The following is a 25078-nucleotide window of genomic DNA, read 5'->3' as shown; positions in this document are numbered from 1 at the left end:
CTGAGGAAGGGTGATCGCACGTGACCCAGCGTCGTCTGCCGCGGCCGAGTGAACTGAAGCAGATCCTGCGGCCGAAGCCGATCGTGCTCAACCCGACCGAGCGGCGCTTGGCCGGCGCGCACACGATCGCCGACCTGCGGATGATCGGGCGCAAGCGCACGCCGCGCGCCGCGTTCGACTACACCGACGGGGCGGCCGAGCTCGAAGACAGCCTGCTGCGCGCCCGCCAGGCCTACCGGCGCGTGGAGTTCCACCCCAACGTGCTGCGCGGCGTGTCCGATGTGGACACCACGCGGACGGTGCTCGGCAAGACCTCGGCGCTGCCGTTCGGCTTCGCGCCCACCGGGTTCACACGCATGATGCAGCACGAGGGCGAGCGCGCCGTGGGCCGCGTGGCGCAGCGCAACGGCATCCCGATGGGCCTGTCCACCATGGCGACCACCTCCATCGAGGACCTCGCCGCGGCGGCGCCCGACGCGCGCAAGTGGTTCCAGCTCTACGTGTGGCGCGACCACGGCGCGGGCGAAGATCTGATGAATCGCGCGTGGGAGAACGGCTACGACACGCTCCTGCTCACCGTCGACACCCCGGTGGCCGGCGCGCGCATGCGCGATGTGCGCAACGGCCTCACCATCCCGCCGGCGCTCACGCTCAAGACGTTCGCCGACGGCGCGATGCACCCGGCGTGGTGGTTCAACCTGCTCACCACCGAGCCGCTGAACTTCGCGTCGCTGAGCCACTTCGACGGCACCGTGGCCGAGCTGCTGGCCCAGCTCTTCGACCCCACGCTCGACTTCGACGACCTCGACTGGGTGCGCCGCACCTGGCCCGGCAAGCTCGTGGTCAAGGGCGTGCAGAACGTGGCCGACGCGCGTGACGTGGTGAAACACGGCGCCGACGGCGTGGTCCTGTCCAACCACGGCGGGCGCCAGCTCGACCGCGCGCCGACGCCGCTGGAGCTGCTGCCCGCGGTGCTCGACGAGATCCAGGGCACCGCCGAGGTCTGGGTCGACACCGGCATCCTCTCCGGCGGCGACATCGTGGCCGCGATCGCACGCGGCGCCGACTTCGTGCTCGTCGGCCGGGCATTCCTCTACGGCCTGATGGCGGGCGGCGAGCGCGGTGTGCAGCGCTGCGTCGACATCCTGCGCACGGAGATGATCCGGACCATGCAGCTGCTGGGCGTGCGCCGCGTCGAGGACCTGCGGCCTTCGCACGTGACCCTGCGCTGACCATCCGCGAAGCCTGAATCGCCCCGATGTGGCGTTCTTGGTGCGCGTTGCACCGAACGCCACATTCGGTGCGCCCAACACACCCAATGCCGCGTTGGGGCATTGGTCCAGACGTGCGACACCGGGTTGACGTACCGGTGGGTCTGTGACGAGTATCTCTGCCACCTCGTGAAAGGCTGTTTCCGCAATCCGGAAACGGCGGTCCCCCCGGGAGGTCGGCGTGTTCGTGCAAGACCTGGCTCCGCTCGGTGGTCTCGGGCTTTCCGCGCTCGTCGCGGTGGTGCCACTGGCCGTGGTGCTGGTGCTACTGGGGGTGGTCCGGACCAAGGCCCACCACGCCGCGCTGATCGGGCTTGTCGTGGCGCTCGTCGTCGGCATCGCCGTGTACGGGATGCCTGTGGGACAAGCGATTTCCGGCGCGCTGCAAGGGGCGGCGTTCGGGCTGTTCCCGATCCTGTGGATCGTGGTCAACGCGCTGTGGATCTACCGGATCACCGTGCACACGGGTCATTTCGACGTGCTGCGCCGCTCGTTCGGGCGGATCTCCGACGACCCGCGGCTGCAGGCGCTGATCATCGCCTTCTGCTTCGGCGCGCTGATGGAGGCGCTGGCCGGCTTCGGCGCGCCCGTGGCGATCAGCGCGGTGATGCTCGTGGCGGTCGGGTTCGGGCCGGGCAAGGCCGCCGTGGTGGCGCTCGTCGCGAACACCGCGCCGGTCGCGTTCGGCGCGATGGGCACGCCCGTGGTCACGCTCGCGCAGGTGACGGGGCTGCCCCTGGAGCAGGTGTCGTCGATCGTCGGGCGGCAGACGCCGTTGCTGGCGCTGTTCGTGCCGCTGCTGCTGGTGATCATCGTCGACGGGAAACGCGGCCTGCGTGAGACGTGGGTGCCGGCTCTGGTCTGCGGCGTCGCGTTCGGCGTGGTGCAGTTCCTCGCCTCCAACTTCGTTTCGCCGCAGCTGGCCGACATCGGTGCGGCCCTGGCCGGCGCCGCCGCGCTCGTGGCGCTGCCGATGACGCGCCGCGCGGTGCCCGCCGAGGTCCGCGCGCAGGTGCTCACCGGCTCCCGCACCGCGACGCTCGACCGGCCGGACGAGCGCGGCGAGGTCGTGCGCGCCTACCTGCCCTACGCGTTGATCATCGTGATCTTCTCGCTCGCGCAGGTGCCGCCGATCAAGAAGCTCCTCGACGCGGCCACGTGGAAGTTCCACTGGCCCGGCCTCGACGTGCACGGCCCGGACGGCAAAGCCGTGTCCGGCAACACGTTCTCGCTGCCGTTCCTCAACACCGGCGGCACGCTCGTGCTCATCGCGGGGCTGCTCACGCTCGTGGTGCTCAAGGTCGCCGCGAGCACGGCCGGACGGGAGTGGCTGGCGACGGTGAAGGAGCTGCGGTTCGCGATCGTCACCGTGACCGGGGTGCTCGCGCTGGCCTACGTGATGAACCTGTCCGGCCAGACGACCACCATCGGCACGTTCATCGCCGCTGCCGGCGCCGGGCTCGCGTTCCTCTCCCCCGTGCTCGGCTGGTTCGGCGTCGCCGTCTCGGGTTCGGACACCTCAGCCAACGCGTTGTTCGGCGCCCTGCAGGTCACGGCCGCGCACCAGACGGGCCTGCCCGCGGACCTGCTGGCCGCGGCGAACAGCTCCGGCGGCGTGCTGGGCAAGATGATCTCGCCGCAGAACCTGACCATCGCGTGCGTCGCGGCCAACCTGCCGGGCGAAGAGGGCAAGCTGCTGCGCAAGGTGCTGCCGTGGAGCGTGGGGCTACTGCTGGTGATGTGCCTGATCGTGTTCGGGCAGAGCACCCCGGTGCTCAGCTGGATGCTGCCGTGACCGCCCGGTGCGCGGCCACGCGCTTGGCCGAGCGGTTCCAGTTCCACCAGCCGTGCACGACCAGCACCGCGAAGACGAGGTAGATCGCGGCGGAGAAGTACAGGCCGGAGGAGATCTGCAGCGGCACGCCGATCGCGTCGACCACCAGCCACACACCCCAGAACTCGACCAGCCCCGCGCCCTGCGCACCGAAGGCGACGAGCGTGCCGATGAAGATCGCGGCGTCCGGCCACGGCGCCCACGACGCGTTCAGCGCCTGCAGCACCAACGCCATCGCCGCCGTGCCGACCACGAACGCGCCGAGCATCGCCCACCGCTCGGTCGCCCGCGCGGTGCGCACGACCACCCCGTTGACTGGGTCGGTGCGGCGCCGCCACGCCCACCAGCCGTAGAGCGAGATCGCGAGGATGGCGATCTGCCGGCTGGCCAGACCGCCCAGGTGCGCGGAAACGTAGACGGAGAACAGCAGGATCGTCGCGCCGACCTGCACGGGCCAGGTCCACAGCGTCCGCCGGTCGGCGAGGAACACGACCGCGAGCGCGAGCACCTGCCCCGCGAGCTCCGCGATCGAGATCCACTGGCCGAAAACCGTGACACCGTGCTGCAGCAGGAAGTCCACGTCCGCACCCCTTCTCGTCCCCCACGTAACTCTGGCCGCAACACCCCGGGCGGGCGCGGGATTCCCCGGGGTGTGAGCCGGGCGACACCGTCCCAGCACGCGGACAGGCCCGGTGCCGTCGGCGATGCACCGGGCCTGTCCGAACCGCGCCGCGATCAGCGATCGACGCGGTTGAACCCGACCGGCGGGGTCGGGGTGTCGTTCGCGGCCTGGTGGCCGTTTCCCGGCTGAACGGGCTGGGTGCGGGTCTGCGTGGTCTGGGCCTGCGTGGTCTGGGCCTGCGCCTGGGTGGTCTGGGCCTGCGCCTGGGTGGTCTGGGCCTGCGGCCGGCCACCGACCTGCCGCTGACCACCTCCGTCGCCCGGGCTCAGCTGGCCCTGCAGGTTGGCGAGCCAGCCACCCCAGCGGTCCTGGGCGGGCTTGATGAGGCCGCCGCCGAAGCCCACCACGATCACGCCGCCGATGGTCGCCAGCACCGTGATGAGCACCGGGCCGGTGATGGCGGTGGCGATGTTGACCTGGCCCAGCGCGGCGATGATGCCGAACGCCATGATCAGCCAGTAGGCGACGGTGCCGAGCAGCCGGGCCGCCGGCCGCGTGGACATCGCCGAGTTCACGACGTCGCGCACGACCTTCGCGATGGCGGCGGCCACCACGATCAGCACCAGCCCCACCACGATCCGCGGCAGGAACGCGATGATGTCGTTGAGCAGCTGGCTGACCGGATTCGACTCACCGAACACGCCGAACGCCAGCTGGAGCGCGATCAGCAGAATGAAGTAGTAGACCAGTTTCACGAGGATGCCGGTGGCGTCGACATTCGCCTGCTTCATCATTCCGGTCAGGCCCGTCTTCTCGACGAGCCGGGAGAATCCGAGTTTTCCGAGCACCAGTGACAGTGCTTTGGACACCGCTTTCGCGATCAGCCAGCCGATCAGCAGGATGATCAGAAAACCGACGAGTTTCGGGACGAACGTGGCCACCAGATTCCAGGCCTGTCCGAGTCCGTCCTTGAGTTGCTCACCCACGCTGGGCTCCCTTCGTCATGGATTCCCGGCTGCGGGCTGTTGCAGCGGGTCGATGATCAGGTACCCAGCCAGCGGGAGTGCGTTGCACCACGATCGAGTGAGACGACTGGCGCGAGAAGATCAATCGCGGCCATACTTGTACTACCGGTGGGGACCGGGGAGACGAGGCCGTCCGGCGCAGCGTAAACCGCAAGCGCCGGGCGGCCTCGAGCATTTGCGGGTATTACCACCGGGCGTATTCAGCGGGTGTTCGCGTCGTCGCCCTGCGAATACGCTTCAGGTTTCGCCGGACCCTTCAGGGCTTTCAGCACCCATCGAGGTTTCAGCGGCCTTCGGGTTTCACAGGGCGACGACACGCGTTCACCGAACGGACACTCAGGCCGCGCGCAGCGCGTCGCGCAGTTTGACCTTCGCACCGGTGCGCATCACGGCGTTGCGGTAGATCCGTGCGGCCAGCCAGATCAAAAGCGGAATCAGCAGCACCACGAGTCCCACCGACACCACGGCTTCCCACACGGGTACCCCGCCCATGGCGAGCCGCATCGGCATCAGCGTCGGCGCGAACACCGGGATCACCGAAAGCACCTCGGCGAACTCGTTCGACGGGTCCGAGGGCAGCACGGAGATGCCCACCACGTACCCGACGATCACCAGCATCAGCGCCGGCGACACGGCGCCGCTCACGTCCTCCTGCCGCGACACGAGCGCGCCGAGCGCCGCGAACACGATCGAATACATGAAGAACCCGAGCAGGTACCACACCACCAGCCAGACGACGGTGCCGATGGCCGCGGACACCGAGATGGTGAGCACCCCCGTCCCCAGGCCCGCGGCGATGCCGACGACCCCGATCGCGAGCATCTGGATCAACCCGACCGTGCCGATGCCGAGCACCTTGCCCGCCATCAGCTGCCACGGCTTGATGGTGGACAGCAGCAGCTCGACCACGCGTGACGTCTTCTCCTCGACCACGCCCTGCGCCACGGTCTGGCCGTTGAGCAGGAGTGACATGTAGATGAGGATGCCCGCGATGATGCCGAGCACGAGCTGCTGGCTGTCGTAGTCGTACGGTTTCTCCAGCGGCGGCAGCTCGTCGATGCTCGCGCTCGCGACGGCGGCGTCCACCTTCGCCGGATCACCGTGCTGCGCGATGATCTCCGAGTTCTGCGCGACGCGGCCCGCGAGCACGGTGAGCACGTTCTTGAGGTTGCCGTCGAGGTCCTTCTCGACCTGCACGTGCACCCGGTCCGCGCCCTGGACCAGCAACGCGTCGATCGAACCGTCCTTCAGCTTCGCGAGGCCGGCCTGCTCGTCGGCGACGCGCTGCGTGGCGATGTCCTGCCCCACCGACTTCCCGATCGCCGTCAGCGGCGCCGACAGCGGTGCCGCGGCAGGCACGTAGCCGACGGTCTCGTCGGGACCGCTGCTGCCGCCCACGAGCTTCAGCACCACGACCCCGGCGACGATGAGGATGAGCAGCACGAGCGTGCTGATCCGGTAGGCCTTGGACTTCAGGCGCGTGCTGATCTCGCGCGAGGCGACCAGGCCGACCCCGGACAGCGGGCTCATGCGGACGTCGGGCGTGCTCATGCCGCCACCTCCTCGTGGTGGTTCTCGGTGACGACGGAACGGAACAGATCGGTCAGCGACGGGAGCTTCCGCGCGAACTCGCGCACCGGCCCGGTCGCCAGCGCCGCGCGCAGCACGACCTGGTCGTCGGCACCGTCGACGAGCTCGAGCTCGGTCACCGAACCGTCGCGGCCCAGCACCGTGACGCCGGGCAGGTTCACGGCCCAGCCGTCGGCCGCCTGCGGCGCGTCGACGAGCAGCCGCACGGCGCCGCCGGCCCGCAGCTGCGAGACGGTGCCCATCGCCTCCATCCGTCCACTCCGGACGATCCCGATGCGGTCGCAGAGGCGCTCCACCAGATCCAGTTGGTGGCTGGAGAACACGACGGGCACGCCGTCGGCCGCCTTCTCCTTGAGCACCTTGCTCATCACGTCGACCGCGACCGGGTCCAGGCCCGAGAACGGTTCGTCCAGCACGAGGATGCGCGGTTCGTGCACCAGCGCGGCCGCGAGCTGCACGCGCTGCTGGTTGCCGAGGCTGAGCTTCTCCACCTCGTCGTCGCGGCGCGAAGCCACGCCGAGCCGTTCGGTCCAGCGCTCGGTCGACGCCTTCGCGTCGGCCGCCGACATGCCGTGCAGCCGCGCGAGGTACGTCAGCTGCTCACCCACCTTCATCTTCGGGTACAAACCACGCTCTTCCGGCATGTACCCGATGTGCCGCCGGGTTTCGTGCGTGATGGGCGAACCCGCGAAGCGGACTTCGCCCGCGTCCGCGCTGAGCACCCCGAGCGCGATGCGCATCGTGGTGGTCTTGCCCGCGCCGTTGCTGCCGACGAAGCCGAACAGCTCGCCCGGCCGCACGTCGAAAGTCATCTTCTCCAGTGCCACGACAGTGCCGTAGCGTTTGGAGATCGCATCGATCTCCAGTCCGGGCTCTGGCATCGGCCCTTTCCCCCTTGTTGTCGGATTTCGGTGACATACATCACCGGTTACGGATCGTAGAGTTCCCGCTGGACGGTGCCTAGCGCCCCCGGTTGCGTGTCCGCCACCGAAAGTTGCCGATCGAATGTCCAACTAGGATTCCAGCGGAGGATCGGAACGAATGGCAGAGACGACGGGGCGCCGGGTCCCCAAGCACCACGGGCTGTCGGCGAAGACGCTGCGCTCGCTCGACCACGCCTCAGGGCGGCTCGCGAGCGCGAGCGTCGCGGTGATGGAACGACGGCTGGTGTGGTTCGGGCGGCTGCCCGCCGACCAGCGCGCCAGCGTGTTGCTGATCACGCAGGCGGGCGCGGCGGGGTTCGTCGACTGGCTGCGCGACTCGAAGGAAGCGCTCAAGCTCACCACCGAGGCGTTCCGCGACGCGCCGGCCGAGCTGTCGCGCTACATCAGCCTGCGTCAGGCCGTGAGCATGGTGCGGCTCGCGATCGAGCAGTTCGAGGAACAGCTGCCGGAGTTCGCCGCGAACGAGGCCGAACGCGCGGCCCTGATCGAGGGAATCCTGCGCTACGGCAGGGAGATCGCGTTCGCCGCGGCCAACTCCTACGCGGCGGCGGCCGAGGCGCGCGGCGCGTGGGACGCGCGGCTGGAAGCGCTGGTCGTCGACGGCATCGTGCGCGGCGACGCCGAGGAGGCGGTGCTCTCGCGCGCGGCCGCGCTCGGCTGGGACCCCGCGTCGGCCGCGACCGTGATCGTGGGCAACCCGCCTTCGGAGGACCCGCCGACGGTGGTGTTCGAGGTCCGCAGCCGCGCCGCCCGCGTCGGCCGGCCCGTGCTGCTGTCGGTGCAGGGCTCACGGCTGGTGATCGTGATCGGCGGCCCGACCGAAGGCGGAGTGAAGGAACGCGAAACGCTTTCGCGGATGTCCGCGGTGTTCGCCGACGGTCCCGTGGTCGCCGGCCCGACCGTGCCGTCGCTCGCCGAGGCGCACCACAGCGCGGCCGAAGCGCTTTCGGGCCTGCGCGCGGTGGTCGGCTGGCCGGGCGCGCCGCGGCCCGTCCGCTCCGACGACCTGCTGCCCGAGCGCGCACTGTCGGGTGATCCCGAGGCCGAGCGCCTGCTGGTGGATCTCGTGGCGCGGCCGTTGGAGGAGGCGGGCCCCGCGCTGCAGCGCACCGTGGAGACCTACCTCGAAAGCGGTGGTGTGCTCGAACGCTGCGCGCAGACGTTGTTCGTGCACCCCAACACCGTGCGGTACCGGCTGCGCAAGGCGGCCGAGCTCACCGGCCGCAACCCCACCGAGCCGCGCGACGCGTTCGTGCTCCGGGCGGCGCTCACCGTCGGCAGGCTGGCCCGCGCCCGCGGCCTCTGGTGACTCTTGCGGCGGCCCGGATGATGACTCGGCGTGACGTGCCCGCGGGCGGCACCGGTCCCGTGACCGACTTCACGGCAAGCGATGGTTGAATCCCACAAGGCATCTGGGTTAAGGGCAAGGTTCTATCGCGGGTCTTTGGAGGTTTCCTCCAATAACGCCCCGCGGACTTGGTGACCGGCCGCATCCGAGGGACGCGACCCAGCGTGGTGTCATAGACGGCGTGACAGCAGCAGTCCTCTCACCCGGCCAGGGCTCACAGGCCCCCGGCATGCTCTCCCCGTGGCTCGAGACCGACGGCGCACGCGCGCGCGTCGAGGAGTGGTCCGCCCGTGCCGGGCTCGACCTCGTCCGCCTCGGCACGGAAGGCGACGCCGAGGAGATCCAGGACACCGCGGTCGCGCAGCCGCTGATCGTCGCGCTCTCGCTGCTCTCGTTCGAGCGCCTGCAGCAGGTGGCGCCGGTGGCCGACGACGCGCCGGTGGCCGGCCACTCCGTGGGCGAGCTCGCCGCCGCCGCGATCGCCGGGGTGCTGACCCCGGCCGACGCCGTGGCGCTGGCCGCGGTGCGCGGCGCCGAGATGGCCAAGGCCTGCGCGCTGGAGCCGACGTCGATGGCGGCCGTGATGCTCGGTGACCCCGAGCAGGTCGTCGCGTGGCTCGAAGAGCGCGGGCTGGCCGCGGCCAACCGCAACGGCGCCGGCCAGATCGTCGCCTCGGGCGCGGCCGACGCCATCGAGCGGATCGTCGCCGAACCCCTGGAGGGCACGAAGATCCGTGCGCTCAAGGTCGCGGGAGCCTTCCACACGCCGTACATGGCGCCGGCGGAAGACGCCCTTCGCGAGCACGCCGCCGGCCTCACCCCGGCCGACCCCACGCGCCCGCTGCTGTCGAACGCCGACGGCACCGTGGTCACCAGCGGCACCGAGTACCTGGAGCGGCTCCTCGCGCAGGTCACCCGGCCCGTGCGCTGGGACCTCACGATGGACGGCCTCGTGTCGCTCGGCGTGAGCAGCACTGTCGAACTGGCGCCCGCGGGCACGCTGACCGGCCTGGTCAAGCGGCAGCTCAAGGGTGTCGTCACCACAACCACCGCGCTGAAGACGCCGGCCGAGCTGGCGAAGCTGCGCGAGGAGGACGCCCAGTGACCGACCGTCCCAGCCTGCGCCAGAGCACGGGCCCTGCCAGCACCCGCATCCTCGGCGTCGGCAGCCACCAGCCGGAGAGGGTCGTGACCAACGACGACCTCTCGGAGCTCATGGACACCAACGACAAGTGGATCCGCGAGCGCGTGGGCATCATCGAGCGCCGCTTCGGGAACAAGGACGAGCTGCTCGTCGACTTCGCCGTCGCCGCCGGCACCGCCGCGCTGGAAGACGCGGGCGTCGATCCGTCCGAAGTGGACACGGTCATCCTGCCGAACTGCACGATGCCCTCGCCCATCCCGAACGCGGCCGGCCAGGTCGCCGCGCGGCTCGGCATCCCGAGCCCCGGCGCCTTCGACCTCAACGCCGCGTGCGCCGGCTTCTGCTACGGCCTCGGCGTGGCCTCGGACCTGATCCGCGCCGGCTCCGCGAAGAAGGTGCTCGTGATCGGCGCCGAGAAACTCACCGACGTGGTGGACCCGACCGACCGCGCCAACGCGATCATCTTCGCCGACGGCGCGGGCGCCGCGGTGGTCGGCGGCTCCGACGAGCCGGGCATCGGCCCGGTCGTGTGGGGCAGCGCGGGCGACCTCGTGGACCTGATCTACATGCGCGACGAGAAGTGGATCTACCAGGAGGGCCAGTCGGTCTTCCGCTGGGCGACCACGCAGATCGCGCCGATCGCCCTGCGGGCGCTCGAGGCCGCGGGCCTGCAGCCGTCCGATGTGGACGTGCTGATCCCGCACCAGGCAAACCTGCGCATCGTCGAGTCGATCGCGAAGAAGCTGCGCGCCGCGGGCGCGCGCGAGGACATGATCGTGGCCGACGACATCAAGTACTCCGGCAACACTTCGTCGGCGTCGGTCCCGTTGGCGCTGGACCACATGCGCAAGGCAGGCACCGCGAAGCCGGGCGACATCGTGCTGGCGATCGGATTCGGCGCCGGGCTCTCGTATGCCGGACAGGCCTTCGTCTGCCCCTGATGGATACTTCCCTCGCGGGCGCCGTGCCCGCGAGGTGGACCTGTAGAAGAACCGAGAAGGGAACAACTCCAATGGCTGACAACGCTGAGATCCTCGCCGGCCTCGCCGAGATCGTCGAAGAGGTGGCCGGTGTGGCTCAGGACGACGTCACCGCCGAGAAGTCGTTCGTGGACGACCTGGACATCGACTCGCTGTCGATGGTCGAGATCGCCGTGCAGGCCGAGGACAAGTTCGGCGTCAAGATCCCGGACGACGAGCTCGCCAACCTGAAGACCGTCGGCGACGCGGTGAACTACGTGTCCGCCAACTCGAAGTAATTCCTCTTCGTACCCGGGCCGGGGATGCTCCCCGGTCCGGAGCCGAGACCTTGGGGAGACTCCCATGAGCAACATCGACGTCGTGATCACCGGTATGGGTGCGACCACGCCCCTCGGCGGTGACGTCGCGTCCACCTGGGACGGTCTGCTGACCGGTCGCAGCGGTGTCCGCAAGATCCCGGCGGACTGGCCCGAGGAACTGGGCCTGCCGGTGCTGATCGGCGCGACGCTCGCCGTCGAGCCGTCCGAGGTCCTGCCGCGGGTCCAGGCCCGCCGGCTGGACCGGTGCGAGCAGGTGGCGATCATCGCCGCCCGCCAGGCCTGGGCCGACGCTGGGTTCGCCGAGCAGACCGACGAGCACACCGACGTCGAGCCGGAACGCCTCGGCGTGTCGATCGGCACCGGTGTCGGTGGCCCGATGACGCTGCTGAGCCAGAACGACCTGTTGCACCAGCAGGGGCTCCGCAAGGTGTCGCCGCTCACCGTGCCGATGCTGATGCCCAACGGGCCGGCAGCGCACGTGAGCATCGACCTCAAGGCGCGGGCGGGGGTCCACTCCCCCGCTTCGGCGTGCGCCTCCGGCGCCGAGGGCATCGCCACCGGCTACGAGATGATCCGGTCCGGCCGGGCCGACGTCGTGGTCGCCGGCGGGACCGAGGCGTGCATCCACCCGATCACCCTCGCGGGCTTCGCCCAGGCGCGCACGGTGTCGACCCGCAACGACGACCCGGCGGCCGCGTCCCGGCCGTTCGACTCCAGCCGCGACGGCTTCGTGCTCGGCGAAGGCGCCGGGGTGGTCGTGCTGGAGCGGGCCGACCTCGCCAGGGAGCGCGGCGCGCGGATCTACGCGAAGCTCGCCGGCTACGGCATCACGTCCGACGCCTACCACATCACGGGCAACCACCCGGAAGGCATCGGGCAGATCGCGGCGATGCGGGCGGCCATGAGCATGGCCGGCCTGTCCCCGGCGGACATCGGTCACGTCAACGCGCACGCGACGTCCACTGTGGTCGGTGACATCGGCGAGGCGGCGGCGATCCTCAAGGCCGTGGGCGACCACGCTGTGGTCACCGCTCCGAAGGGCGCGCTCGGCCACCTCGTCGGCGGTGCCGGCGCGGTCGAGGGCATCGCCACGATCCTCGCGCTCTACGAAGGCGTGGTGCCCGCCACGCTGAACCTCACCGACCTCGACCCGAAGGTGCAGCTCGACATCGTGTCGGGCGAGAACCGCAAGGTCGAGCTCACCGCGGCGCTCAGCAACTCGTTCGGCTTCGGCGGCCACAACACCGCCCTGCTGTTCACGCCGGCCGCCTGATCGGTTCCACCGCAACGAATCAGGGCCCCTCCCGTCGCGGGAGGGGCCCTGATTCGTTGTCCGGGCCGGGCAGGTTCAGCACTTTTCCTGTTCGGGCAAGGTCCCGGGGGTGACAGTGTCGATCTTGTACCCGCCGCCTTCGAGGATCATCGGCAGCACCAGGCGCCAGTGGATGCAGCCCTCCTTGAGCGCTTCCGGTGCCTCGTTGGACGACTGCGTGCTGGTGAAGCCCACGAGCACCCGCAGCGACGAGCCGGCCCCGGGTTCGATGCGGTACAGCAGGATGCTGCCGTCCTTCGTGGACTTGTAGTCACTCGTCCACGTCGTGCGGGGGTTGTCCGAGATCCGGGCTTTGCTGACCGAGCGTGCCCATTGGTCGTAGTCGTGGTTGTTGATGCCGTCGAAGTAGTCCTGCAGCACGGCTTGCACGGCTTTGCCGTGCGGGTGCCGGGCGGCGTCCTCGGTGACCTTGACGTCACCGGGGCCGGGCAGGTCGTCCTTGTCCACCGACGTCGGCGTCGTGAGGGCGATGGGGTCGGCGGTGTCGACGACCGGGCGGCGGTACAGCTCGCGCGCGAGCAGGCCACCGCCGACGGTGATCGACAACACCACGACGAGGACGGGTACCAGCCACCGCTGGCGGGCGGGTGCGGGCGGACGGGCGGTCACCCCCGAGAGGGTACCCACCCGCCCGCGGGTGTCACCCGACCTGGTGCAGCCATGTGACGGGAGCGCCGTCGCCGGCGTGGCGGTAGGGCTCGAGTGCCTCGTCCCAGCTCGCCGCGAGCAGCTCGTCCAGCTTGTGCGCGAGCGACTCACCGCCACGAGTCATGCTCACGAGAGAGCGCAGCTGGTCCTCGCCCACCACGATGTCGCCGTTGGCGCTGGTACGGCCGTGCCACAGGCCCAGTCCGGGCGCGAAACAGAACCGTTCGCCGTCGACGCCGGCGCTGGGTTCCTCGGTGACCTCGAAGCGCAGCATCGGCCACGCCTTGAGCGCCGAGGCCAGTTTGCCCGCGGTACCGGAAGGCGCGCGCCAGCCGCACTCGGCACGCAGCTGCCCGGGACTGGCGGGCTGCGCCGTCCACTTCAGCTCGACTCGGGCCCCGAGGGTGCCCGAAATTGCCCACTCGACGTGCGGACACACCGCAGACGGCGACGAGTGGACGTACACCACACCTCGGGTGTTGCCACGGGTGCTCACTGCTGACCTCCGCTTGCTCGACGAGGGACGTCTTCCCCTACGACCTCTCGAGCTTCGCTTCGGCTTGTGGGCTTCCGTGCCCCTCCCCGATGTGCCACTTCCCGATCTGTGTAGCACATTCTGCACCCCAACCGTGCCGTTTGGCCACACGAACACCACAAGTCGCACCGGAATCCCCCTTGAGGAGGGAGGCTCGCCGACGCGTCCGCGTATAGCAGGGATCTGCGGGGCAGGCACGCTAGCGTGGGCCGCGAAACGGACGAGGTGAGGAGGGTTTCGGTGCGACTGGTCCGCCTCGGGCAGCAGCCGTCGCGCGTCGCCGAGGATGTGCGGGCGGCGCTGGCCTCCCTCGGCCGCGGCAGCACCGTGATCGGTGGCGTGGCCCTGATCGGCGCCCGCCCGGCCGGCGGCGAGCGCGCTGTCGAAGCCGTGGTGGTGCTGCCGAAGGGCGTGCTCATCGTGATCGGCGTCGACCTCCCCGACCCTGCGCTGCGCCTCGAAGCGCCGCTCGGCGGCCCGTGGAAGGCCGACGGTTGGCCGCTGGTCCACGGTGACGACGCCGTCAACCCCGCCACGGAAGCCCTGGACCTCTCGGCCGAGTGCGAACGCCGCATCGCCGAGCTGGCGCCGGGTTCCGGCCCGGTGGGCACGATCGTGGCGGTCGGTCCGTATGTCGAGACGGTGGATCAGCCACCCGCGGACCTCTCCGGGCCGGTACGCGTGCTGCACCCGACGCCGACGACGATGCTGGCCGCGACGGTGTCGCTGGCCACGGCGCGGAGTCCGCGGTCGCTGGACCAGGCGCGGGCGCTGATCACCGCGCTGGCGCCGGATGCGCCGGGGATGTCGGACGAGGTGCTGCTGGGTGAGGGGTTCGTCCGGTACACGGATGATCCGCCGGTTCCTGTGCCTGCTCCTGTTCCGGCTGCTACTCCTGCTTCTGCTTCCGGTGTGTCGAAGCCCGCGCAGCGCACGCGCATCACGTCGGTGCCGCCGCCACCGCCGGTCATCCCGACCACCCGGCCGGTGCCGCACGTCGCCGCGCCTTCCCTGGCGGGTGTCCCGGCCGAGGCGCCGGCTTTCCCGGGTGCGTCCACTTCGGTCACTTCCCCGGCCGCGGTTCCGGAACAGGCGGGTCACCTCGCCACCGCACCCACCGAGTCGACGGCGGCACCGGGTTCGTCCACTTCGGCCGCTTCGCCGTTCCCTACGGAGTCTTCCTCGGCGGCCGTTCCCCCGGCCACCGAGGAAACCACCGGCACCGACCAGGACCCGGCGAACCACCTCGCCGACGCCCCGACGGAGTCCACCGCCGCACCGACCTTCCCCGGTACGGCCTCTTCGCCGGCCGGTCCGCCCGGCACCCCGCCGTCCCCCGGCGCGGCGAGTGCGGCTGCTTCGCCGGCCGGCGCGGAGTCGGCCACCGAGCCTGAGCAGGCGATTCCCCTCGCCGACGGGCCGACCGAGTCGACTGCCCCGCCGAGCTTCCCCGGTGCGGTGGCGAACGGTCCGTCCACTTCGGGCGGTGGCCGGGGCGGTTCGCTGGAGTCGGCGGTGACGGAGAAGATGACGTCGCCGAAGCAGGGTGGGCCCAAGCAGGGCGGGCAGCGGCCGGCCGGGCAGCGAGCGGTGCCTGCGCCGAGGCCGGTCCCGCCGGGGAATGGTTACGGCAGGCCGACTGGTGCGCCCGGCGGCAAGCCGCCTGTCCCTCTCGCTGGAAACCCGCCTGTCGCTCCGGCTGGAGGCAGGTCTTCTGTATCTGCTGGTGGCAAGGCTCCGGCTGGACCGCCTCCCGTCGCTGCCGGCGGCAAGCCCGCCGTGGCCGGCGCCGGACCGGGTGGCAAGCCGCCGGCACCGGCGGCCCGGCAGGGTGCCGCAGCGACCGCGACGAACGCGGCGAGCCCGCCGAGGGCTGTGTCGTCAGCGCCGTCGGCCTCCGGGTCGGTGGAGGTGCCCGCGGGTGGCGGTGCGCCGCCGCGGGAGAAGCAGCAGTCGCGGACCGTGCGGTGGGTGCCGGTGGCCGCGATCGGGTTGCTGGCGATCCTGCTGGTCACGGCGATCGTCGTGGCGGCGACCGGCGGCGGTGGGGGCGGCGAGGCCGCTCCCGCACCGAGCTCGAGCGCACGGCCGGTGCCGCCGCCCGCGGCCGTGAGCAGTGCGCCGGCCGGCAGCGCGTCGCCGAGCCTGTCGTTCGAGCCGCGGGCGAGCAGTTCGGACCAGCGGTGCGCGTCGCACGCGTTCGGCGATGTGCAGGCCAGCCTGCAGCAGACGAGCTGCTCCGCCGTCAGCCGCGCCAGCTACACGGCCCTGGTCGACGGGCGCGCCGCCGCGGTGACCATGGCCGTGGTCCAGTTCCCCGACGCCGCCCAGGCCACGCACTTCAAGCAGGTCGCCGACACCCCGGGCGGCGGCGGCATCCTCGACGTCGCCACCGAGACCGGCAAGTGGCCGGCCCCGCCCCCGCAGTTCGACAGCGCCGCCTACGCCAGCAAACTCGACGGCACCGGCGTGCGGCTGGTGCAAGTCGTGTGGCAGTCCGGTCCGTCCACTCCGGACGACCCCGGCCTCACCCGCGCGGCCCAAGGCGCCCTCGCACTCGCCATGCCCGCCTGACCGCCTTGAAAAACAGCGGGTCCCCGGCAACAGCCGGGGACCCGCCGCCTCCCAAAAACCGTGTCTACAGGCCGTAAGCCTCCAGCAGCCGCAGCCAGACCTCGCTGATCGTGGGGAACGAGGGGACCGCGTGCCACAGGCGGTCGAGGGGGACTTCGCCCACGACGGCGATCGTGGCGGAGTGCAGCATTTCGGCGACGTCCTGGCCGGCGAAGGTTACGCCCAGGACCACGCCGCGGTCGGTGTCGACGACCATGCGGGCCTTGCCGGTGTAGCCGTCGGCGAACAGCGCCGAGCCGGCGACCGCGATGTCGATGTCGACGACGCGGTCGGCCGAGCCCTCGCGGGCCTCGGTGAGGCCGACGGACGCCACCTCCGGGTCGGTGAAGATGACCTGCGGCACGGCGTGGTGGTCGGCGGTCGCGCTGTAGCGGCTCCACGGCGCGGTGGAGATGTCCTCACCGCGGCCGCGCGCGGCGATGCTGTCACCGGCCACGCGGGCACCGTACTTGCCCTGGTGGGTCAGCAGCGCGCGGCCGGTCACGTCGCCCGCGGCGTAGAGCCAGCCACCGTCCACGGCGGACACGCGGCCGCTCTCGTCGACCTCGAGCGGGCCCTCCGTGGGCAGGCCGAGGACATCGAGCCCGACGTTGCCGGTCGCCGGCACGCGGCCAGTGGCCACCAGCAGCTCGTCGACCACCAGGTCTTCGCCGCCGGTGAGCGTGAGCGACGCGCCGCCGCCGTCCACAGCGGACACCTCGTCGATGCCCGAGCCGGTGTGCACGATCACGCCGTCGGCGCGCAGGCCCGCGAGCACCAGGTCGCCGGCGAACTCCGGCAGCCGCGGCAGCGGGCGCTTGCCCGTGATGATCAGGTGCACCTGCGCGCCCAGGCGCGCCCACGCCTGCGCCATCTCCACGCCGACGACGCCACCGCCCAGCACGCCGAGCCGCGCGGGCACGGCCGACGACGCCGTCGCGTCGCGCGAGCCCCAGGGCTTGATCGTGTCGAGGCCGGGGATCGGCGGGTTACGCGGCACGCTGCCGGTGCAGACGATCACGCCGTGGCGCGCGGTGAGCACCTGCCCGTCGGACAGCGTCACCTCCCGTTCACCGGAAATCCGCCCGTGGCCGCGGATCGGCTCGACGCCCACCCCTCGCGCCCAGTCCACCTGGCCGTGGTCCTGACCTTGCGGGTCAGCGCGGCCGGTGAACGAGTCCCGGCGGGCGAGCACCTGCGCCGGGTCGAGCGCGTCGCCGACCACCACCCCTGGCATGCGTTTGGCCGCGGCGAGCAGGTTCCCCGGGCGCAGCAACGCCTTGCTCGGGACGCACGCCCAGTACGAGCACTCACCACCGAACAACTCGTGCTCGATGAGCGCCACCTTGAACCCGCCCATGGCGGCGCGTTCCGCGGCGACCTCACCGACCGGGCCGGCCCCGATCACCACGACGTCGAAAGTCTGTCCTGACATGGGTTCAGCGCACACCACCGCGCGGCTTCACGCAAGCCAGCCGTTATTGTCTTCCGCGAGCTGCAAGAAATCGGCGACACCGGGTCACCGGGTCGTCGCCGTGCCGATTGCACGCACGACCACGATCGAGCACGGAGGCTTTCGCATGGCCAAGAACACCGCCGTCCACGTGTTGGACGACCTCACCGGCGCACCCGCCGCCGAGACGGTGGGCTTCGGCCTCGACGGACTCGACTACGAGATCGACCTCTCCGTCCGCAACGCCGCGGCACTGCGGGAAATCTTCGACCCCTACGTGACGAACGGCCGTCGCACGGGTGGCCGCAAGCAGCGGCCGCGCCTGGTGGCGGGGGCGAAAGCCGTGGAACCACAGGAAGTTCCGGCGAAGGCCAAGCCCGCCAAGCGCATCGCGGCAGCGGCGAAGACGACGGCCCGCCCGGTCGAGCAGGCCGAACCGGCGCCGAAGACCACGCGGGCCAAGCAGCCGGTGAAAAACGCTGCCGCGGAACCGAAAGCCGTGGTGAAGACCATTGAGCCGAAGCCGGCCAAGGACGTCCGACGCCCGGTGAAGAAGATCCCCGCCGTCACGTTCTCCGCCGGCGAGTAGCGCTCACCGGCGCTGTTTGCCGTCGGTGTGCCAGCCGTCGTAGTGGTAGCGCGTGTCCAGCAGCACACGCTGCCGCTCGAGCTCCGCGTCCGTCGGCGGCCGCGGCACGAGCGGGCCTAGCAGCCCGGCGGCCGCGGCACGCACCACGGACTCCGCCTCGCCTTCCGCCGGACGCACGCCGTGGTCGGCCAGCGAGGCGACCTTGCTGCGGTGCGAGTCGAGCGGCTTCGGGTCCGGCGGCGGCCCGGTGAGGTAGGCACCGACGCGCGCGGCGTCGGTGTCGATCAGCAGTGTCGAGTGGGCCAGCAGCCCGTTCTTGGTCCGGAACACCGCGAACCCGCACAGCTTCGCGTCACCGATGAACAGGCCGCGCTCACCGAGGCGCGGCGGCAGGCCGAGCTTCTCGACAGCCGCCGACATCACCAGCCCGAGCATCTCCAGCGGCCGGTCGGCCGGGCCGGGCAGCACGAGCGTGACGTTGAGGTTGCCCGGGTCGTGGAACACCGTGCCGCCACCGCTGGCCCGGCGCAGCACCGGCACGCCGTCGCGCTCGCACTCGGCCACGCGCACCTCGCGCGCCACCTTCTGGCCGCGGCCGACGACCACGCTCACCGGGTTGCGCCACAGCCACAGCACCGGCGCGGCCGGGCCTTCCCGCAGCAGCGCCTCGTCGAACGCCAGGTTCCCGGCCGGGTCGCTGAACTCCGCACGCACGTCCGACCCGGTGTCCACAGCGCTCCTCCACGACCCCGCCCGCCGAAGATCCGGCGTCCCCGAAGAACAGGCTGGTCAACGAAATCGTAGCTCTCGGGCGCCGGCCCGCGGCTAGGCGGACGGGCGCCAGTGGGGCACGCCCACGAGGATCATCCGCAGGCGCTTGCGGGCCAGCTCCAACGTGCGTTCGTCGGCTTCGCGGTCGCCGTGGCGGACGTCGAGCAGGTCGACGACCGTGGCGAGCATGGCCGTGACGATGAGGTCGGCCAGCGCGTGGAGGTCTTCGGTGGGCCACTCGCGCAGGTGGTCGAAGCGGGCGAGGTCGATGGCCAGGTCGCTGGAGAACAGCCGCAGCTCCACGCCGATGGCGCGCGCGACCGGGCCGGTGCCGGCGTAGCGCTCGCGCGTGACGAAGCGGAAATGGTCCTCGTGCGCTCGCACGTGTTCGTACAGCGTTCGCACGGACGCGTCGATCATGCCGCGGTGGCTCACGGGCTCGGCGCGCGCGGAGCGGATCACGCCGCGCAGCGTGCGCGTGGTCTCCTCGACCAGGGCGACGCCGAGCTCGTCCATCGAGGTGAAGTGCCGGTAGAACGCGGTGGGCACGATGCCCGCGCGCTTGGTGACCTCGCGCAGCGACAGGCTGCCGAACCCGCGGTCGGCCAGCAGTTCCAGTGCCGCGCCGAGCAGCGCCTGGCGGGTGCGCTGCTTGCGCTCCTGCCGGCTCACCGACGCCGGCATCTCGAATTCCGACCCAGCGGACACCCCCAGCAGCGTACTGACGCCTTCGGCATGGTCCACGTCACATCACCTCGCTCCCGCGTTGACAGCCACCCGGGCCGTGCCCCCACACTAGTGAGTGTACAGATGTGCACTCAAATCCGGAGGGCGTGATGACCGCACTGCTCCCGAAGCGCCTGCGCGGGCTCGCCTCGCTCGCCGAGGCCCTGCTCACCCCGCACGGCGCCGACCGCTACCTGGAACTGCTCGACCCGATGCTGGTCCGCCGCGAGATCCGCGGCCGCGTCGTCGACGTGCGGCACCAGACCCCGGACACGGTCACGTTCACCGTGCGGCCGAGCCGCGCGTGGCGGGGCTTCGAGGCCGGGCAGTACGTACGCCTGACCGTGGAGATCGACGGCGTCCGGCGCACCCGTTGCTACTCGCCGTGCGGGCCGGGCGGCGGCGACCTCGAGTTCACCGTGAAGGCCGACCCGCAGGGCCTGGTGTCGCGCCACCTGCACGCCACCACCCGCGTCGGCACGGTCTTCGGGCTGTCCGCCGCGGACGGCGAATTCACTCTGCCCTCGCCGCAACCTGAGCGGATCGTGCTGGTCAGCGGCGGCAGCGGCATCACGCCGGTGCTCGCGATGGCACGCCGGCTCGTCGCCGAGGGGCACGGCGGCGAGGTCGTGTTCCTGCACTACTCCACCACCGCCGACGACGTCCTCTACCGCACCGAGCTGGCCGGGCTCGCCGAGCGCCACCCCGGGTTCCGGGTGGTCCACGCGCACACCCACGGCGGGGGCGGCGACCTGCGCGGGTTCTTCTCGAAGCAGCACCTCGCCCACGCCGCACCGTGGTTCCGCGACGCCGAGACCTTCCTCTGCGGTCCGAAACCGCTCATGGACTCGGCCCGCGAACTGTTCGAGGCCGAAGGACTCGGTGAACGACTGCACACCGAAGAGTTCACGGCGCCGCCGCTGACGTTCGACGCTGAGACCAACCAGACCGCCGAGGGCTCCGTGCGCTTCGCCCGCAGCGGCCGCGAATGCGCCAACTCGGGCAAGCCGCTGCTGGAGCAGGCCGAGGACGCGGGCCTGTCGCCGGAGCACGGGTGCCGCATGGGCATCTGCTTCTCCTGCACCCAGGTGAAGACCGCCGGGCGCGTGCGCAACGTCCGCTCCGGCGAGGTCTCCGGCGAAGAAGACGAAGAGATCCAGCTCTGCATCAGCGTCCCGGTCGGGGACGTCGAGATCAACGCCTGAGAGGCGTCGTGAGCACATCATGCCCCGCCCGATCGCGACGCCGACCGGGTGCGGGTGCCCCGCAAGACACAGGAGGTATGCCATGACAGGACTTCAGGACCGCCTCACGCCAGAACAGATCAAGGAGTTCGGCCGCGAGCTCGACGCGCTGCGCCGGCGCGTCGTCGACGACCTCGGCGAGGCCGACGTCGAGTACATCCGCACGATCATCAAGACCCAGCGCGGGCTGGAGGTCGCCGGGCGGGGGCTGCTGTTCGCCGGGTTCCTGCCGCCCGCGTGGGTCGCCGGCGTCGCGGCGCTGTCGCTGGCCAAGATCCTGGACAACATGGAGATCGGCCACAACGTGATGCACGGCCAGTACGACTGGACGCGCATCCCGGAGCTGAGCTCGCAGCGCTTCGAGTGGGACAACGTCGCGCCCGCCGAGAACTGGCGGCATTCCCACAACTACCTGCACCACACGTTCACGAACATCCTCGACAAGGACCGTGACATCGGTTACGGCATCCTGCGGATGGACGCGGCGCAGAAATGGCACCCGTACTACCTCGGCAACCCCGTGTACGCGACGCTGCTGGCCCTGCTGTTCCAGTGGGGCGTGATGCTGCACGACCTCGAAATCGAGCGAGTTTTCAAGGGCGAGCGCACGTGGGCCGAGAACGTGCCGGTGCTGCGCAAGATCGTGCAAAAGGCCGGGCGTCAGATCGGCAAGGACTACGTGCTCTTCCCGCTGCTGACCGGACCGCTGGCGCCGCTGACGCTGGTGGGCAACGCAAGCGCGAACCTCGTGCGCAACCTGTGGGCGTTCGCGATCATCTTCTGCGGCCACTTCCCCGCCGACGTGGAGAGCTTCACCCAGGAAGAGACCGACGACGAGTCGCGCGGCCAGTGGTACCTGCGCCAGATCCTGGGGTCGGCCAACATCACCGGCGGCCCCCTGTTCCACATCCTTTCGGGGAACCTTTCGCACCAGATCGAGCACCACCTGTTCCCGGACATCCCGGCGCGGCGCTACCCCCAGATCGCGGCCGAGGTGCGCGAGATCTGCGAGCGCTACGGCCTGCCCTACAACACCGGGCCGCTGCGCAAACAGCTGTGGTCGGTGGCCAAGAAGATCGTGAAGCTGGCGCTTCCCGGAACGCCTCCGGGCGGCCCGGAGGTTACGGTGGACCCCGACCGGCAACTCCGAGCAGCCTGAGGAACCTCACATGGTGGGTCAGTTCGAAAGCGGCAAGGACACGGTGCAGGAGCTCACGGAATCCGCGGCCACCCACATCGGGGCGATCGCGACGATCATCACCGGCGCCGTGCGCGACATCGCGCGCGAAACCGGCAGCTGGCTGACCGACGTGATCGAGATGCGCGAAGCGTCGCAGCGCGCTCGGGAGGACAGCGCCCGTGAGCACGGTGCCCGTGAGCACAGCGCTCCTGACTACAGCGCACCTGACTACAGCGCTCGCGAGGACAGCGCTCGCGAGGACAGCGTCCGTGAGCACAGCGCTCCTGAGTACGGCGCTCGCGAGGACGAGCAGCGCCCCCAACAAGACTGACGCCCCGGGCCGGGCGGGGGAAATCCCCCACCCGGTTCAGGGCGAACCCGGTGGTCGGCCGGCCGGGTGGCGGGCAGACTTCGGGGCATGACTTCTCGGGCCGCGGACGCACGCGCGCCGCGGCGCGGGTGGTGGCCGGGGCCGCTGCGGCAGACGCGGGCGGAAGCGGTGTGGCTGGTGGTGGCCGGGGTGCTGTCGCCGGTCGCGCTCGTCGTCGTGCTCGTCGGGCTCGCGATCGGTGTCGCGTTGAGCCCGCTCGGGCTGGGGCTGCTGGTGCTCGCGGGGGTCGTGCGAGGGATGCGGCTGCTCGGGAGCCTGCACCGGCGGCTGGCGGGCGTGTTGCTCGACGCACCGCTGCGCGCGCCGGCGCCGGTGGCGCTGCGGCCCGGCTTGTGGCACTGGCTGGTCGCGCGGCTCGGCGACCGGCACGCGTGGCGCGCCGGCGCGTATCTCGTGCTGCGGGTCCCGATCTCGTTCGCCGGGTTCGCCGTGGCCGGGTCGCTCCTGGTGTTCGGCGTCGCGGGGGCGAGCTACCCGGTGCTGTGGCTGTTCACGCGCGATGTGCTGCCGGTCTACAACATCGTCAGCCGCACGTGGCCGGGCACGGTGCTGTGGGCGGTCGGCGGCGTGATCGCGCTGGCCGCCGTGCCGTGGGTCGTGCACTCGCTGGCGGTCCTCGACCGGCAGCTCGGGCGGCTGCTGCTGTCCGGGCCCGGGTTGCTGCACCGCCTGCGGTTCCTGGAGGAGACGCGGGCGACGGCGCTCGAAGACGCGGCGCAGCGGTTGCGGCGCATCGAACGCGACCTGCACGACGGGGCCCAGGCGCAGCTCGTCGCGATGGCGATGAAACTGGGGCTGGCGAAGGAAGAGCTGGCCACGGACAGCGTCGACCTCGACCAGGTGCGCACGCTCGTCGCGGCCGCGCACGGCAACGCCAAGCAGGCGCTGGTCGAGCTGCGCGACCTCGCGCGTGGCATCCACCCAGCGGCGCTCGACAAGGGCCTCGACGTGGCACTGTCCACTGTGGCCACTTCCGCCGGGATGGCGGCGACGGTGTCCGTGCGGCTCGGCCACCGGCCGCCGCCGTCGCTGGAGGCCGTGGTGTACTTCGCCGCCGCGGAGCTGATGACGAACGTGGCGAAGCACTCCGGAAAGCCTTGCACCGTCGGGATCGACGAGCACGACGGCGTGCTGCGGCTGACCGTCACCGATCCTGGCCCCGGCGGCGCGGTGCTGGTACCCGGCGGCGGGCTGGCCGGGGTCGCGGAGCGGCTGCGGCCGGTGGACGGCGAGCTGACCGTGGTGAGCCCGCCCGGCGGCCCGACCTTGGTCACGGCCGAGGTCCCGCTGCCTCGCTAGGCTGGCGACGAGGGGGACGCATGCGGATCGTGATCGCCGAGGACTCGACCATCCTGCGCCAGGGTCTGGTCGAGCTGCTGGGGCTGCGGGGCCACGACGTGGTCGCCGCGGTGAAGGACGCCGAGGAGCTGCGGGCGGCCGTGCGCGCGCACCGGCCCGACGTGTCCGTGGTCGACATCCGCATGCCGCCTTCGCACACCGACGAGGGCCTGCGCGCGTCGATCGAGCTGCGTGAGGAGCTGGCGGGGTGCGCGATCCTGCTGTTCTCGCAGTACGTGGAGACGAAGTACGCGAAGCAGCTGCTCGCCGACCAGGCCGGCGCGGTCGGCTACCTGCTGAAGGACCGCGTCGCCGAGGTGTCCGACTTCCTCGACGCGCTGCGCCGGGTCGCGGCCGGCGAGACGGTGCTGGACCCCGAAGTCGTGCGCCAGCTCTTCGCCGCCACCGGCCGGTCGGGGCCGCTGGCCGAACTGACCGCCCGCGAACGCGAGGTGCTCGACCTGATGGCGCAGGGCCGGTCCAACTCCGCCATCGCCGGCGATTTGTTCCTGTCGGCGGGTTCGGTGGAGAAGTACGTGACGAGCATCTTCGCCAAGCTCGGCCTGCCGCCGTCGGAAGGCCACAACCGCCGGGTGCTGGCGGTGCTCCGCTACCTCGGCGTGTGAACGCACCTACGCTCATCACCATGTACTCCACCGAACTCGAGGTGCACACCGGAAACACCGCCGTCGTGCACGACCTGACCCACGAGGCCGAGAAGTTCCTGCGCGACGCCGACGCCACCGACGGCCTGCTGCACGTCTGGGTCCCGCACGCCACGGCCGGTCTCGCGATCCTCGAGACCGGCGCCGGCAGCGACGACGACCTGCTCGCCGCGCTGGAGGACATCCTTCCCCGCGACGCGCGCTGGCGGCACCGCCACGGCAGCCCGGGCCACGGCCGTGACCACGTGCTGCCGGCGCTGGTGCCGCCGTACGCGACGGTTCCGGTGCTGGGCGGGGTGCTCGCGCTGGGCACTTGGCAGTCGATCTGTCTGGTCGACACCAACGTCGACAACCCGGTGCGCAAGGTCCGCTTCAGCTTCTTGTGCTGAGTTTTCTGCCCCGGCTCCGCCGGGGCGTGCGTCACCGTCGCCGTGGTCCCGCCGAACAGGGACACCTGGATGTCGCTGTCAGCAGGCTGACCACGCTGCGAGAGTTCGGCGAGGACCAGGCTGAA

At 71.2% G+C, this 25078-nt stretch carries 23 protein-coding genes and 1 pseudogene; 15 read left to right on the top strand and 9 right to left on the bottom strand.

Annotation, left to right across the window (positions count from 1 at the left end):
• Positions 1 to 20 precede the first annotated feature (20 nt).
• Complete coding sequence (locus ABZU76_RS48140) at positions 21 to 1232, top strand: alpha-hydroxy acid oxidase (protein WP_220237888.1); 1212 nt, start codon at positions 21 to 23, stop codon at positions 1230 to 1232.
• Between the two features lie 220 nt (positions 1233 to 1452).
• Positions 1453 to 3066 (top strand): L-lactate permease, encoded by a 1614-nt coding sequence (locus ABZU76_RS48135; RefSeq protein ID WP_354884136.1) that lies wholly within the window; start codon positions 1453 to 1455, stop codon positions 3064 to 3066.
• Here ABZU76_RS48135 and ABZU76_RS48130 read toward each other — a convergent pair.
• The 4 genes from ABZU76_RS48130 to ABZU76_RS48115 all read right to left on the bottom strand — a co-directional run bounded on the left by ABZU76_RS48130 (position 3047) and on the right by ABZU76_RS48115 (position 7223).
• Positions 3047 to 3685, bottom strand: a complete 639-nt coding sequence (locus ABZU76_RS48130) for a nicotinamide mononucleotide transporter family protein (protein ID WP_354884133.1) — start codon at positions 3683 to 3685, stop codon at positions 3047 to 3049. The two genes, ABZU76_RS48135 and ABZU76_RS48130, sit on opposite strands and share 20 nt — an antisense overlap.
• A gap of 155 nt (positions 3686 to 3840) precedes the next feature.
• Positions 3841 to 4713, bottom strand: a complete 873-nt coding sequence (locus tag ABZU76_RS48125) for a hypothetical protein (RefSeq protein ID WP_354884130.1) — start codon at positions 4711 to 4713, stop codon at positions 3841 to 3843.
• A gap of 375 nt (positions 4714 to 5088) precedes the next feature.
• Positions 5089 to 6303 (bottom strand): ABC transporter permease, encoded by a 1215-nt coding sequence (locus tag ABZU76_RS48120; RefSeq protein ID WP_255637658.1) that lies wholly within the window; start codon positions 6301 to 6303, stop codon positions 5089 to 5091.
• Positions 6300 to 7223, bottom strand: coding sequence for an ATP-binding cassette domain-containing protein (locus ABZU76_RS48115; protein WP_354884126.1), 924 nt, complete (start codon positions 7221 to 7223; stop codon positions 6300 to 6302). The genes ABZU76_RS48120 and ABZU76_RS48115 overlap by 4 nt, the downstream gene beginning before the upstream one ends.
• Before the next feature lie 160 nt (positions 7224 to 7383).
• On the opposite strand from ABZU76_RS48115, the gene ABZU76_RS48110 reads away from it, so the two are divergent.
• The 5 genes from ABZU76_RS48110 to ABZU76_RS48090 all read left to right on the top strand — a co-directional run bounded on the left by ABZU76_RS48110 (position 7384) and on the right by ABZU76_RS48090 (position 12351).
• A complete protein-coding gene (locus tag ABZU76_RS48110; RefSeq protein ID WP_354884124.1) occupies positions 7384 to 8595 on the top strand; it encodes a helix-turn-helix domain-containing protein in 1212 nt (403 codons plus the stop codon).
• A gap of 220 nt (positions 8596 to 8815) precedes the next feature.
• The gene (locus tag ABZU76_RS48105; protein WP_354884121.1) at positions 8816 to 9739 is read left to right on the top strand and encodes an ACP S-malonyltransferase; all 924 of its coding nucleotides are present in this window, start codon (positions 8816 to 8818) and stop codon (positions 9737 to 9739) included.
• Positions 9736 to 10719 carry a beta-ketoacyl-ACP synthase III gene (locus ABZU76_RS48100; protein WP_220237883.1) on the top strand — a complete coding sequence of 328 codons (984 nt, stop codon included), beginning with the start codon at positions 9736 to 9738 and terminating at the stop codon, positions 10717 to 10719. Before ABZU76_RS48105 ends, ABZU76_RS48100 begins: the two co-directional genes overlap by 4 nt.
• Positions 10720 to 10790: 71 nt before the next feature.
• Positions 10791 to 11036 (top strand): acyl carrier protein, encoded by a 246-nt coding sequence (locus ABZU76_RS48095; protein WP_004559006.1) that lies wholly within the window; start codon positions 10791 to 10793, stop codon positions 11034 to 11036.
• A 64-nt stretch (positions 11037 to 11100) separates the two neighbouring features.
• Entirely contained in the window at positions 11101 to 12351 is a 1251-nt protein-coding gene (locus ABZU76_RS48090) for a beta-ketoacyl-[acyl-carrier-protein] synthase family protein (protein ID WP_354884117.1), read from the top strand.
• 75 nt (positions 12352 to 12426) lie between these two features.
• Here ABZU76_RS48090 and ABZU76_RS48085 read toward each other — a convergent pair whose 3' ends face one another.
• Positions 12427 to 13020 (bottom strand): hypothetical protein, encoded by a 594-nt coding sequence (locus ABZU76_RS48085; protein WP_354884114.1) that lies wholly within the window; start codon positions 13018 to 13020, stop codon positions 12427 to 12429.
• A gap of 31 nt (positions 13021 to 13051) precedes the next feature.
• Positions 13052 to 13555 (bottom strand): DUF3145 domain-containing protein, encoded by a 504-nt coding sequence (locus ABZU76_RS48080; RefSeq protein ID WP_220237879.1) that lies wholly within the window; start codon positions 13553 to 13555, stop codon positions 13052 to 13054.
• 279 nt (positions 13556 to 13834) lie between these two features.
• Between ABZU76_RS48080 and ABZU76_RS48075 the strand changes: the two genes are divergently transcribed.
• Positions 13835 to 16168, top strand: coding sequence for a hypothetical protein (locus ABZU76_RS48075; RefSeq protein WP_354884111.1), 2334 nt, complete (start codon positions 13835 to 13837; stop codon positions 16166 to 16168).
• Between the two features lie 64 nt (positions 16169 to 16232).
• On the opposite strand, the gene ABZU76_RS48070 is transcribed toward ABZU76_RS48075, so the two are convergent.
• On the bottom strand, positions 16233 to 17642 hold the full coding sequence (locus tag ABZU76_RS48070) for an NAD(P)/FAD-dependent oxidoreductase (RefSeq protein ID WP_354884108.1): 1410 nt from the start codon (positions 17640 to 17642) through the stop codon (positions 16233 to 16235).
• A gap of 145 nt (positions 17643 to 17787) precedes the next feature.
• On the opposite strand from ABZU76_RS48070, the gene ABZU76_RS48065 reads away from it, so the two are divergent.
• Positions 17788 to 18249, top strand: a complete 462-nt coding sequence (locus ABZU76_RS48065) for a histone-like nucleoid-structuring protein Lsr2 (RefSeq protein ID WP_354884106.1) — start codon at positions 17788 to 17790, stop codon at positions 18247 to 18249.
• Positions 18250 to 18252: 3 nt separating this feature from the next.
• On the opposite strand, the gene ABZU76_RS48060 is transcribed toward ABZU76_RS48065, so the two are convergent.
• A complete protein-coding gene (locus ABZU76_RS48060) occupies positions 18253 to 18981 on the bottom strand; it encodes a lipoate--protein ligase family protein (RefSeq protein ID WP_354884103.1) in 729 nt (242 codons plus the stop codon).
• Positions 18982 to 19074: 93 nt separating this feature from the next.
• Positions 19075 to 19704, bottom strand: coding sequence for a TetR family transcriptional regulator (locus ABZU76_RS48055; RefSeq protein WP_354884179.1), 630 nt, complete (start codon positions 19702 to 19704; stop codon positions 19075 to 19077).
• 152 nt (positions 19705 to 19856) lie between these two features.
• Between ABZU76_RS48055 and ABZU76_RS48050 the strand changes: the two genes are divergently transcribed.
• The 6 genes and pseudogenes from ABZU76_RS48050 (at position 19857) to ABZU76_RS48025 (ending at position 24953) form a co-directional block, all read left to right on the top strand.
• A complete protein-coding gene (locus ABZU76_RS48050) occupies positions 19857 to 20951 on the top strand; it encodes a ferredoxin reductase (RefSeq protein WP_354884100.1) in 1095 nt (364 codons plus the stop codon).
• An 82-nt stretch (positions 20952 to 21033) separates the two neighbouring features.
• Entirely contained in the window at positions 21034 to 22149 is a 1116-nt protein-coding gene (locus tag ABZU76_RS48045; RefSeq protein WP_354884097.1) for an acyl-CoA desaturase, read from the top strand.
• 10 nt (positions 22150 to 22159) lie between these two features.
• Positions 22160 to 22342 (top strand): annotated as a pseudogene (locus ABZU76_RS48040) (hypothetical protein); the annotation flags it as partial.
• Positions 22343 to 22588: 246 nt separating this feature from the next.
• Positions 22589 to 23860 carry a sensor domain-containing protein gene (locus ABZU76_RS48035; RefSeq protein WP_354884094.1) on the top strand — a complete coding sequence of 424 codons (1272 nt, stop codon included), beginning with the start codon at positions 22589 to 22591 and terminating at the stop codon, positions 23858 to 23860.
• Between the two features lie 20 nt (positions 23861 to 23880).
• Complete coding sequence (locus tag ABZU76_RS48030; protein ID WP_354884091.1) at positions 23881 to 24525, top strand: response regulator transcription factor; 645 nt, start codon at positions 23881 to 23883, stop codon at positions 24523 to 24525.
• A gap of 20 nt (positions 24526 to 24545) precedes the next feature.
• A complete protein-coding gene (locus ABZU76_RS48025; RefSeq protein ID WP_354884088.1) occupies positions 24546 to 24953 on the top strand; it encodes a secondary thiamine-phosphate synthase enzyme YjbQ in 408 nt (135 codons plus the stop codon).
• Positions 24954 to 25078 lie beyond the last annotated feature (125 nt).

It is taken from the genome of Amycolatopsis sp. NPDC005232, assembly GCF_040607795.1.
Taxonomy (GTDB): domain Bacteria; phylum Actinomycetota; class Actinomycetes; order Mycobacteriales; family Pseudonocardiaceae; genus Amycolatopsis.
This window is presented reverse-complemented; position numbering and strand designations above follow the sequence as displayed.

What these genes read in the sequence shown, in the direction of transcription:
- ABZU76_RS48120 (WP_255637658.1), bottom strand. Translation starts at nt 6,303, where the DNA reads ATGAGCACGCCCGACGTCCGCATGAGCCCGCTGTCCGGGGTCGGCCTG.
- ABZU76_RS48055 (WP_354884179.1), bottom strand. Translation starts at nt 19,704, where the DNA reads ATGCCGGCGTCGGTGAGCCGGCAGGAGCGCAAGCAGCGCACCCGCCAG.
- ABZU76_RS48050 (WP_354884100.1), top strand. Translation starts at nt 19,857, where the DNA reads ATGACCGCACTGCTCCCGAAGCGCCTGCGCGGGCTCGCCTCGCTCGCC.
- ABZU76_RS48090 (WP_354884117.1), top strand. Translation starts at nt 11,101, where the DNA reads ATGAGCAACATCGACGTCGTGATCACCGGTATGGGTGCGACCACGCCC.
- ABZU76_RS48115 (WP_354884126.1), bottom strand. Translation starts at nt 7,223, where the DNA reads ATGCCAGAGCCCGGACTGGAGATCGATGCGATCTCCAAACGCTACGGC.
- ABZU76_RS48070 (WP_354884108.1), bottom strand. Translation starts at nt 17,642, where the DNA reads ATGTCAGGACAGACTTTCGACGTCGTGGTGATCGGGGCCGGCCCGGTC.
- ABZU76_RS48095 (WP_004559006.1), top strand. Translation starts at nt 10,791, where the DNA reads ATGGCTGACAACGCTGAGATCCTCGCCGGCCTCGCCGAGATCGTCGAA.
- ABZU76_RS48045 (WP_354884097.1), top strand. Translation starts at nt 21,034, where the DNA reads ATGACAGGACTTCAGGACCGCCTCACGCCAGAACAGATCAAGGAGTTC.
- ABZU76_RS48110 (WP_354884124.1), top strand. Translation starts at nt 7,384, where the DNA reads ATGGCAGAGACGACGGGGCGCCGGGTCCCCAAGCACCACGGGCTGTCG.
- ABZU76_RS48030 (WP_354884091.1), top strand. Translation starts at nt 23,881, where the DNA reads ATGCGGATCGTGATCGCCGAGGACTCGACCATCCTGCGCCAGGGTCTG.
- ABZU76_RS48035 (WP_354884094.1), top strand. Translation starts at nt 22,589, where the DNA reads ATGACTTCTCGGGCCGCGGACGCACGCGCGCCGCGGCGCGGGTGGTGG.
- ABZU76_RS48025 (WP_354884088.1), top strand. Translation starts at nt 24,546, where the DNA reads ATGTACTCCACCGAACTCGAGGTGCACACCGGAAACACCGCCGTCGTG.
- ABZU76_RS48065 (WP_354884106.1), top strand. Translation starts at nt 17,788, where the DNA reads ATGGCCAAGAACACCGCCGTCCACGTGTTGGACGACCTCACCGGCGCA.